At 66.7% G+C, this 7,799-nt stretch carries 8 protein-coding genes; 2 read left to right on the top strand and 6 right to left on the bottom strand.

What is annotated here, in order from left to right:
* The 6 genes from rarD to C5F44_RS17295 all read right to left on the bottom strand — a co-directional run.
* Positions 1 to 642 (bottom strand): EamA family transporter RarD (rarD, locus tag C5F44_RS17320; RefSeq protein ID WP_107674877.1); only part of this gene is annotated, 642 nt, incomplete at its 3' end.
* Between the two features lie 64 nt (positions 643 to 706).
* The gene (locus C5F44_RS17315) at positions 707 to 1,120 is read right to left on the bottom strand and encodes a cupin domain-containing protein (protein ID WP_107674875.1); all 414 of its coding nucleotides are present in this window, start codon (positions 1,118 to 1,120) and stop codon (positions 707 to 709) included.
* Positions 1,117 to 1,653 carry a pseudouridine synthase gene (locus C5F44_RS17310; RefSeq protein WP_107674873.1) on the bottom strand — a complete coding sequence of 179 codons (537 nt, stop codon included), beginning with the start codon at positions 1,651 to 1,653 and terminating at the stop codon, positions 1,117 to 1,119. The genes C5F44_RS17315 and C5F44_RS17310 overlap by 4 nt, the downstream gene beginning before the upstream one ends.
* Before the next feature lie 107 nt (positions 1,654 to 1,760).
* Positions 1,761 to 3,038 carry a phosphopyruvate hydratase gene (eno, locus tag C5F44_RS17305; RefSeq protein ID WP_107674871.1) on the bottom strand — a complete coding sequence of 426 codons (1,278 nt, stop codon included), beginning with the start codon at positions 3,036 to 3,038 and terminating at the stop codon, positions 1,761 to 1,763.
* 58 nt (positions 3,039 to 3,096) lie between these two features.
* Positions 3,097 to 4,011 (bottom strand): DMT family transporter, encoded by a 915-nt coding sequence (locus C5F44_RS17300; RefSeq protein ID WP_107674869.1) that lies wholly within the window; start codon positions 4,009 to 4,011, stop codon positions 3,097 to 3,099.
* 56 nt (positions 4,012 to 4,067) lie between these two features.
* On the bottom strand, positions 4,068 to 4,979 hold the full coding sequence (locus tag C5F44_RS17295; protein WP_107674867.1) for a DUF533 domain-containing protein: 912 nt from the start codon (positions 4,977 to 4,979) through the stop codon (positions 4,068 to 4,070).
* An 80-nt stretch (positions 4,980 to 5,059) separates the two neighbouring features.
* Here C5F44_RS17295 and C5F44_RS17290 point away from each other — a divergent pair, with 80 nt between their 5' ends.
* On the top strand, positions 5,060 to 5,962 hold the full coding sequence (locus C5F44_RS17290) for a DMT family transporter (RefSeq protein ID WP_235822669.1): 903 nt from the start codon (positions 5,060 to 5,062) through the stop codon (positions 5,960 to 5,962).
* 517 nt (positions 5,963 to 6,479) lie between these two features.
* Positions 6,480 to 7,799, top strand: a 1,320-nt coding sequence (locus C5F44_RS17285) for a vitamin B12-dependent ribonucleotide reductase (RefSeq protein WP_478210335.1), incomplete at its 3' end; no start/stop codon positions are given.

Below are 7,799 nucleotides of genomic sequence, written 5' to 3'. Positions count from 1 at the left end.
GCCTTGCAGGAAATGCCCGCCCCCCGCCACCAGCAGCCAGCCGGCATAGGCCAGGCCAAAGGGCAGCAGGATCAGCACCTCAAGCGCGAAGCCCTGGTTCGGCCCGATGGGCAGGCGTTTCTTGAAATAGGCGTAGAAGCCCCAGGTCAGCGTCAGGGCCAGCGCCACCATCGGCAGGCGACCGGCTTCCCATGTCAGGATGGCCACGGCGATGGCCGCGCAGGCAATGGCCAGCCATTGCACGCCCTTGAGCCGTTCCCCCAGCAGCACCGAGCCCAGCAGGATCGAGAAGAGCGGGTTGATGTAATAGCCCAGCGCCGCATCCAGCGCATGGCCCGAGCCGATGGCCCAGACATAGATGCCCCAGTTGACGCTGATCAGCGCCGCGGTGATGACGCCCATCGCCAGCATCCGGGGCGTGCGCAGCGCGGTGCGCAGGTCGGCCGTGCGGCCCAGCCAGACCAGCAGCCCCAGCGCCACCGGCACCGACCAGATCACCCGATGGGCGATCACCTCGATTGGCGGCACATTCGCAAGGGCCTTCATGTAAAGCGGCAGGAACCCCCACAGCACATAGGCCGAGAGGGCGAAGAAAAAGCCCGACAGGCTGTCTTCATTGCGGGGGGGAAGGCTATCTGACATGCCGCACCTCTAGCCAAGCCGGGGCCAGCGCGCCACGGCGAACTTGTGTCCGATACACTTGGTTTCAGCGGGGCATATCCCAGCCGGGCGGGGCCAGCGTGAAGCCTTCGAAGCGGAAGCCGGGGCTGACGGTGCAGGAGACCAGCGTATAGGCGCCGGTGGATTCCGCGGCCTGCCAGTGCCCGGCGGGCACCACGATCTGCGGGCTTTCGCCGGCCAGAACGTCCGGCCCCAGCCGGTGCGCGTGGGCGCGCGTCTCGCCCATTGACAGCAGCAGCGGGCTGCCGGCGTGCCAGAGCCAGATTTCATCGGCATCGACCCGGTGCCAGTGGCTGCGCTCGCCCGCCTGCAACAGGAACAGGATCGCGCTGCCGCTGGCCCGGCCCGCCACCTGCGGCCCGCGCCAGGTTTCGCGATACCAGCCGCCTTCGGGATGGGGCTGCAACCCCAGCCGTTCGATGATCTGCGCGGCGCTCATGCTTCGCGCCACTCGCCGGGGCCAAGGCCGTCCAGCGTCCAGTCGCCGACGCGCCAGCGGATCAGCCGCAGCGTGGGGTGGCCGACGGCGGCGGTCATCCGGCGGACCTGCCGGTTGCGGCCTTCGCGGATGGTCAGTTCCAGCCAGCAATCGGCCACGGTCTGGCGCACGCGGATCGGCGGGGTGCGCGGCCAGAGCCAGGCCGGCGCATCCACCAGCCGGGCGCGGGCGGGCAGGGTCAGACCGTCATTGAGCATCACCCCCGACGAGAGCCCGGCCAGCGAGGCCGCATCGGGCACCCCTTCGACCTGGGCGTAATAGGTCTTTTCGGTCTTGTGTTTCGGATCGGCGATCCGCTCCTGCAGCCGGCCGTTGTCGGTCAGCACCAGAAGCCCCTCGCTGTCACGGTCCAGCCGCCCGGCGGGATAGACATCGCGCACCGGCACCACATCGGCCAGCGTGGCGCGGCCCTCGCCATCGGTGAACTGGCAGAGCATGTCATAGGGTTTGTTCAGCAGGATGATACGGGTCATGCGCCAGCGTTACCCCAAGCGGGGGCAGGGCGAAAGGCTTGCCGGCCCGAATGAAAAACGGGCGCCCGAAGGCGCCCGTCGGATTTGGTCTGCGGATCGGCCCGGCCTTAGCCGCGCAGGATGCTGCGGCCGGCGTATTCGGCGGTTTCGCCCAGCATTTCCTCGATGCGGATCAACTGGTTGTATTTCGCCAGCCGGTCCGAGCGCGCAAGGCTGCCGGTCTTGATCTGGCCGCAGTTGGTGGCCACCGCCAGATCGGCGATGGTCGCATCCTCGGTTTCGCCCGAACGGTGGCTCATCACATTGGTGTAGCGCGCGCGGTGGGCCATTTCGACGGCTTCCAGCGTTTCGGTCAGGGTGCCGATCTGGTTGACCTTGACCAGCATGGAATTGGCCACGCCGCGCGAGATGCCTTCCGCCAGACGGCGGGGGTTGGTCACGAACAGATCGTCGCCCACCAGTTGCACCTTGCCGCCCAGCTTGTCGGTGAGCAGCTTCCAGCCTTCCCAGTCATCTTCCGAGCAGCCGTCCTCGATCGACAGGATCGGATAGTCGGCCACCAGCTTGGCCAGATAGGCGACGTTCTGGGTGGGCGTCAGGGTTTTCTTTTCACCGGAAAGCACATAGGCGCCGTCCTTGAAGTATTCGGTCGCGGCGCAATCCAGCGCAAGGAAGATGTCTTCGCCGGGGGTGTAGCCGGCCTTTTCGATGGCCTTCAGGATGAAGTCCAGCGCGGCACGGGCCGATTTCAGGTTCGGGGCAAAGCCGCCCTCATCGCCGATCCCGGTCGAGAGGCCGGCCGCCGACAGTTCCTTCTTGAGGGTGTGGAACACTTCCGACCCCATGCGGACGGCATCGCGGATATTGTCCGCGCCGACCGGCATGATCATGAATTCCTGAATGTCGATCGGATTGTCGGCATGGGCGCCGCCGTTGATGATGTTCATCATCGGCACCGGCAGGACGCGGGCCGAGGTGCCGCCGACATAGCGGTAAAGCGGCTGAGACGAATATTCGGCCGCCGCCTTGGCCACTGCCAGCGACACGCCCAGAATGGCGTTGGCGCCCAGACGGCCCTTGTTCGGGGTGCCGTCCATCTCGATCATGGTGCGGTCGATGCCGATCTGTTCGGTGGCGTCATAGCCGACCAGTTCCTCGGCGATTTCGCCGTTCACGGCGGCCACCGCTTCCAGCACGCCCTTGCCCATGTAGCGGGCCTTGTCGCCGTCGCGGCGTTCCACCGCCTCATGCGCGCCGGTCGAGGCGCCCGAGGGCACCGCAGCGCGGCCCATGGCGCCGCTTTCCAGGATCACGTCCACCTCGACGGTCGGGTTGCCCCGGCTGTCCAGAATTTCACGGGCATGGATGTCGATGATGGTACTCATTGGGATGCTCCCTCGGGCCGCGATGATGCTTGCACCCGCCCTTTAGCCCTCATTCGTTTCAAGGAAAAGACGGCGTTTCAAGCGAACTGCGGCGTTTGGCCAGCGCGCGTTCGCGGGTGAAGGCGTAAATCCCCGATCCCACGACCAGGACCGAGCCGATCAGCATGGAAAGGCTGGGTCTTTCGCCGAAGACTACCATCGCCAGCACGATGGCAAAGACCAGCCGTGTATAGCGGTAAGGCGCCACGACCGAGACCTCGCCCAGCCGCATCGCCGCGACCACCGCGTAATAGCCGAAGAGCCCGGCGATCAGCGCGCCGCCCAGGCCGGCCCATTGCCAGGGGGTGGGCGGCACGAAGCCGTGCCCCATCAGCGCCATCAGCAGGGCGCCCGCCGGCACCAGCCCCAGATAGGCCCAGGCCGCCACCTGAAAGGTGCCGATCCGCGCCGGCATCATCCGCGTTGCCAGATCGCGCACCGCCAGCACCAGAACGCAGCCCACGGTCAGCAGTCCGGTCGGGTCAAACTCGGCCTGCCAGGGCCCCAGGATCACCAGAACGCCGGCCAGCCCCACCAGCACCGACAACCAGCGCCGCCAGCCGACCTGTTCCCCCAGAACCAGCGCCGCGCCGGCCACGACGACCAGCGGCGAGGCCTGCAACAGCGCCGCCGTCATCGACAGCGGCGCCAGCGCCAGCGCGACGATGTAGAGCATGGCCGCCGCCGCCTCGGCCAGGGTGCGCACCAGGGGCACGCCGCGCAGCGCATCGCGGATGAGGACGGGTTCCCCTCGGCTTGCGGCCAGCGCCCAGAACACCAGCGCCCCGGCGGCGCCGGTCAGCATGAGCACCTCGCCCGGGGGCAGGGCTTCGGCGGCGCGTTTCAGGAACAGGTCTTCCACGGCGAAAAACGCCATCGAACCGACCATAAGGCCCGCGGCCCGCGAATTTTCGGCCGCTTGCGGCGTTGTCATCAGTCTCTCCCGGTTTCGGTGCAGGCGCGCGGCCTGCACCGGCGCGGGATGGTGGGTCAGCGATAGATGCGGGGGGCGCCCGCGCGGTCATGCAGCGCGTTCACCTCTTCGGGGGTCAATTCCAGGGCCTGGGCAAGCGCGTGGAGGTATTCCGCCTCGGCCTGCTGGTCCAGATCAATGGCCATCAGCGACAGGGTGTAGACCTTGGGCTCCATCCCCGCCGGAACCGCGCGGGCAAGCCCTTCCACATCGACCGGGCGGGACAGTTCGGCATTCACCGCCTTCACCTCGGCCGCGGTGGCATCGCCCATGGCATCAAAGAGCTTCTTCTTCTCGGCCTCGTCCAGATTGCCGTCGCATTTAACGGCCTGAATCACGGCACGCAGCAGAAGGGCTGCCGAGAGTTCTTCTTCCTGCTCGGGTTCGGGCAGGATCATCGGCTTGCCGGCCGCCGTCTTGCTGGCGACGGTCTTGCTGCCGGCCAGCACCTGATCCAGCAGGTCGCCCACGCCGCCGCCGCTGCCGGATTCCCGGCCGGCCTTGGAGGTGCCGGTCAACTGGCCCAGCAGATCCTCAAGCCCGCCCTTCGGCGCCGAGGCGCGCGGATTGCTGCGCTTGGTGCCGGACAGTTGTTCCAGCAGATCGCCCAGTCCGCCGCCGGCGCTGCCGCTGTCCCGGCTGGTGGGGGCGGTTTTCTGCGTGCCGCCCCCCAAGAGATCGCCCAGAAGATCGCCAAGGCCACCGCCTTGCGGGTTGGTCTGAGTGGTGCGGGTGGTGCCCTTGCTGCCGCCGCCAAGGATGTCGCCCATCATGTCTTCCAGGCCGCCGCGATTGCCGCCGTCATAGCGGGTGCCGCGACCGGCACTTGTGGTGTCGGTGCCTGCACCGGCGCCCTTGGTCATGCTGGAAATGCCCTTCGCGATCGCGACGCCGATCGCCACCTTCAACAACGTCTTGCCGAGACTCATGACTCACCTCTCCCAGGATCCGGTCCTTTGGGGCACAGCGTCGCTTGCCCCCGGAACGCGGTCAATGGCAAAAGGGCGCGATGCGGACAGCGGGGGGCGGGATGCGCAAGGACAGGCTTGATGGCACCGGCCTTGCGCTGCTGCTGGGGGTGCAGGCGCTGCTGGCCTTCAACCAGATCATCGTCAAGGTGGTGAATGTAGGGTTGCAGCCGGTGTTCTTTGCCGGGCTGCGGTCGGCGCTGGCCATCGGCTTCGTCTGGGGCTGGCTGGTCTGGCGGGGCCGTCCGCCGAAGATCCGGCGGCAGGCCGTTCTGCCGGGGCTGGCCATCGGAACCGTCTTCGCGGCCGAGTTCCTGTTTCTGTTCCTGGCCATCGACCTGACGACCGTCGGCCGCGCGGCGATCATCTTCTATTCCATGCCGGTCTGGTTCGCGATTCTGGCGCATTTCGGTCTGGGCGAGCGGATCACGCCAACCCGCGGGCTGGGCCTTGTGCTGGCCTTTCTGGGCGCGGCCTATGCGATTGTATCGGGCGCCGGCACCGGCGAGGGCAGCCTTCTGGGCGATCTTTGCGCGCTTGGCGGGGCCTTTGGCTGGGCGCTGACCGCCTATATCGCGCGCCGCCCGGTGATGCGGGCGGAAGGCCCCGAGATGCAGTTGTTCTGGATGGTCCTTGTCTCGGCCCCCATCCTTTTGCTGCTGGCGCCTGCCTTCGGCCCGCTGATCCGCGAGTTGCAACCTGTGCACCTGTTCTGGCTGGTGTTTCAGGCCTCGGTCGTGGTGGCGGGGGGCTTCATCGCCTGGCTGTGGCTGATGTCGGTCTATCCCGCCTCGACCGTGGCGGCCTTCTCGTTCCTGACGCCGGTCTTCTCGCTGTTCCTGGGCGCTCTTGTGTTTGGTGAGTCGCTGACCAGCGCGATTCTGGTCTCGGCGGCGCTGGTCGCGGCGGGCATCGCGCTGATCAACCGCGCGCCCCGGCGCTGAGGCAGGGAATCGGCTGGCGGCGGGGCCCGGGCCGGGCAGGGCGGCCGCGCCCGGTTATACCCCGTTGATCCGTTGCCACAGCGTTTTGCCGCAAACGCCCGGATCACGCCGCAAAACCGGCACTCTTCAGAAATCACTCCAGTGCTTGTCCACAGGATCGCCCACAAGACCCCGGCGGGGAGGGCGCGGAAAAGTTAACAAATCTGTGAAGGTCGGGTCGGGAACGGACGAAAACGTCAAGCCGGAAAATCGGGTCTGGCCGCAAAAAAACCGTTTGATCCTGCCGGGCGAATACGACAGTTTGACTGCGTGGCCGAACGAGACACTACATCTAGTGCGGCCGGTGAGGGACCAGCAGAGCTTCCAGACAGGCGCCCGGATCGCTTCCGTGGCGAGCCGACCCGCTGTTCGCGGGGACGGGCCAAGCGATGTTGCCCCCGCCGGACAGGGCCAGCGAAACGGGGACATGCCGCCGGACCATCCGGGTTGCAGCGGCCAAAATGAAGGACCAGGGGCCATGAAGATCGAGCGCAAGTTTACCACCGAAGCCACCGGCGCCTATGGGGCCATGGCCTTCGCGACGACCACCTCGGAAATCCGCAATCCCGATGGCAAGGTCGTGTTCAAGAACGATGCCGTCGAAGTGCCCGAAGGCTGGAGCCAGGTCGCCTCGGACGTGCTGGCGCAGAAGTATTTCCGCAAGGCCGGCGTTCCCGCCCGGCTGAAGCGCGTCAAGGAAAAGGGCGTGCCCGAATTCCTCTGGCGCTCGGTCCCTGACGAAGAGGCGCTGGCCAAGCTGCCCGCCGAAGCCCGCTATGTGGGCGAGACCAGCGCCAAGCAGGTGTTCGACCGGCTGGCCGGGGCCTGGGCCTATTGGGGCTGGAAGGGGGGCTACTTCACCTCTGAAGCCGATGCCCGCGCCTATTTCGACGAGATGCGCTTCATGCTGGCCCGCCAGATGGCCGCCCCGAATTCGCCCCAGTGGTTCAACACCGGCCTGCATTGGGCCTATGGCGTGGATGGTCCGGCGCAGGGGCACTATTACGTTGACCACAAGACCGGCGTGCTGACCAAATCCGACAGCGCCTATGAACACCCGCAGCCCCATGCCTGCTTCATCCAGTCGGTCTCGGACGATCTGGTCAACGAAGGCGGCATCATGGACCTGTGGGTCCGCGAGGCGCGGCTGTTCAAATACGGTTCGGGCACCGGCACCAACTTCTCGTCCTTGCGCGGCGAGGGCGAGAAACTGTCGGGCGGCGGCAAGTCCAGCGGTCTGATGGGCTTCCTCAAGATCGGCGACCGCGCGGCCGGCGCCATCAAGTCGGGCGGCACCACGCGCCGCGCCGCCAAGATGGTGATCTGCGACATGGATCACCCCGATATCGAACAGTTCATCAACTGGAAGGTCATCGAGGAGCAGAAGGTTGCCTCGCTGGTGGCCGGTTCCAAGGCGCATGAGCTGCGCCTGAACGACATCTTCGCCGCGATCCGCGAATGGGATGGCAGCAGCGAAGCCGCCGTCGATCCGGCGAAGAACCCCGCGCTGAAGGCGGCGATCAAGGCGGCCAAGAAGGCGCTGATCCCCGACACCTATACCAACCGCATCCTGCAATACGCGCGGCAGGGCTTCGACAGCATCGAATTCCCGACCTATGACACCGACTGGGATTCCGAAGCCTACATCACCGTTTCGGGCCAGAACTCGAACAACTCGGTCCGCGTCACCGATGCCTTCCTGAAGGCGGTGCGCGACGACAAGCCGTGGGAGCTGATCCGCCGCACCGATGGCAAGGTCGCCAAGACCGTTTCGGCGCGCGAGCTGTGGGACCAGATC

The organism is Fuscovulum blasticum DSM 2131 (assembly GCF_003034965.1).
Taxonomy (GTDB): Bacteria; Pseudomonadota; Alphaproteobacteria; order Rhodobacterales; family Rhodobacteraceae; genus Pseudogemmobacter; species Pseudogemmobacter blasticus.
The sequence above is the reverse complement of the archived record's forward strand: the minus strand, read 5'-3'. Positions and strand labels throughout refer to the sequence as shown.

What these genes read in the sequence shown, in the direction of transcription:
- C5F44_RS17315 (WP_107674875.1), bottom strand. Translation starts at nt 1,120, where the DNA reads ATGAGCGCCGCGCAGATCATCGAACGGCTGGGGTTGCAGCCCCATCCC.
- C5F44_RS17310 (WP_107674873.1), bottom strand. Translation starts at nt 1,653, where the DNA reads ATGACCCGTATCATCCTGCTGAACAAACCCTATGACATGCTCTGCCAG.
- eno (WP_107674871.1), bottom strand. Translation starts at nt 3,038, where the DNA reads ATGAGTACCATCATCGACATCCATGCCCGTGAAATTCTGGACAGCCGG.
- C5F44_RS17300 (WP_107674869.1), bottom strand. Translation starts at nt 4,011, where the DNA reads ATGACAACGCCGCAAGCGGCCGAAAATTCGCGGGCCGCGGGCCTTATG.
- C5F44_RS17295 (WP_107674867.1), bottom strand. Translation starts at nt 4,979, where the DNA reads ATGAGTCTCGGCAAGACGTTGTTGAAGGTGGCGATCGGCGTCGCGATC.
- C5F44_RS17290 (WP_235822669.1), top strand. Translation starts at nt 5,060, where the DNA reads ATGCGGACAGCGGGGGGCGGGATGCGCAAGGACAGGCTTGATGGCACC.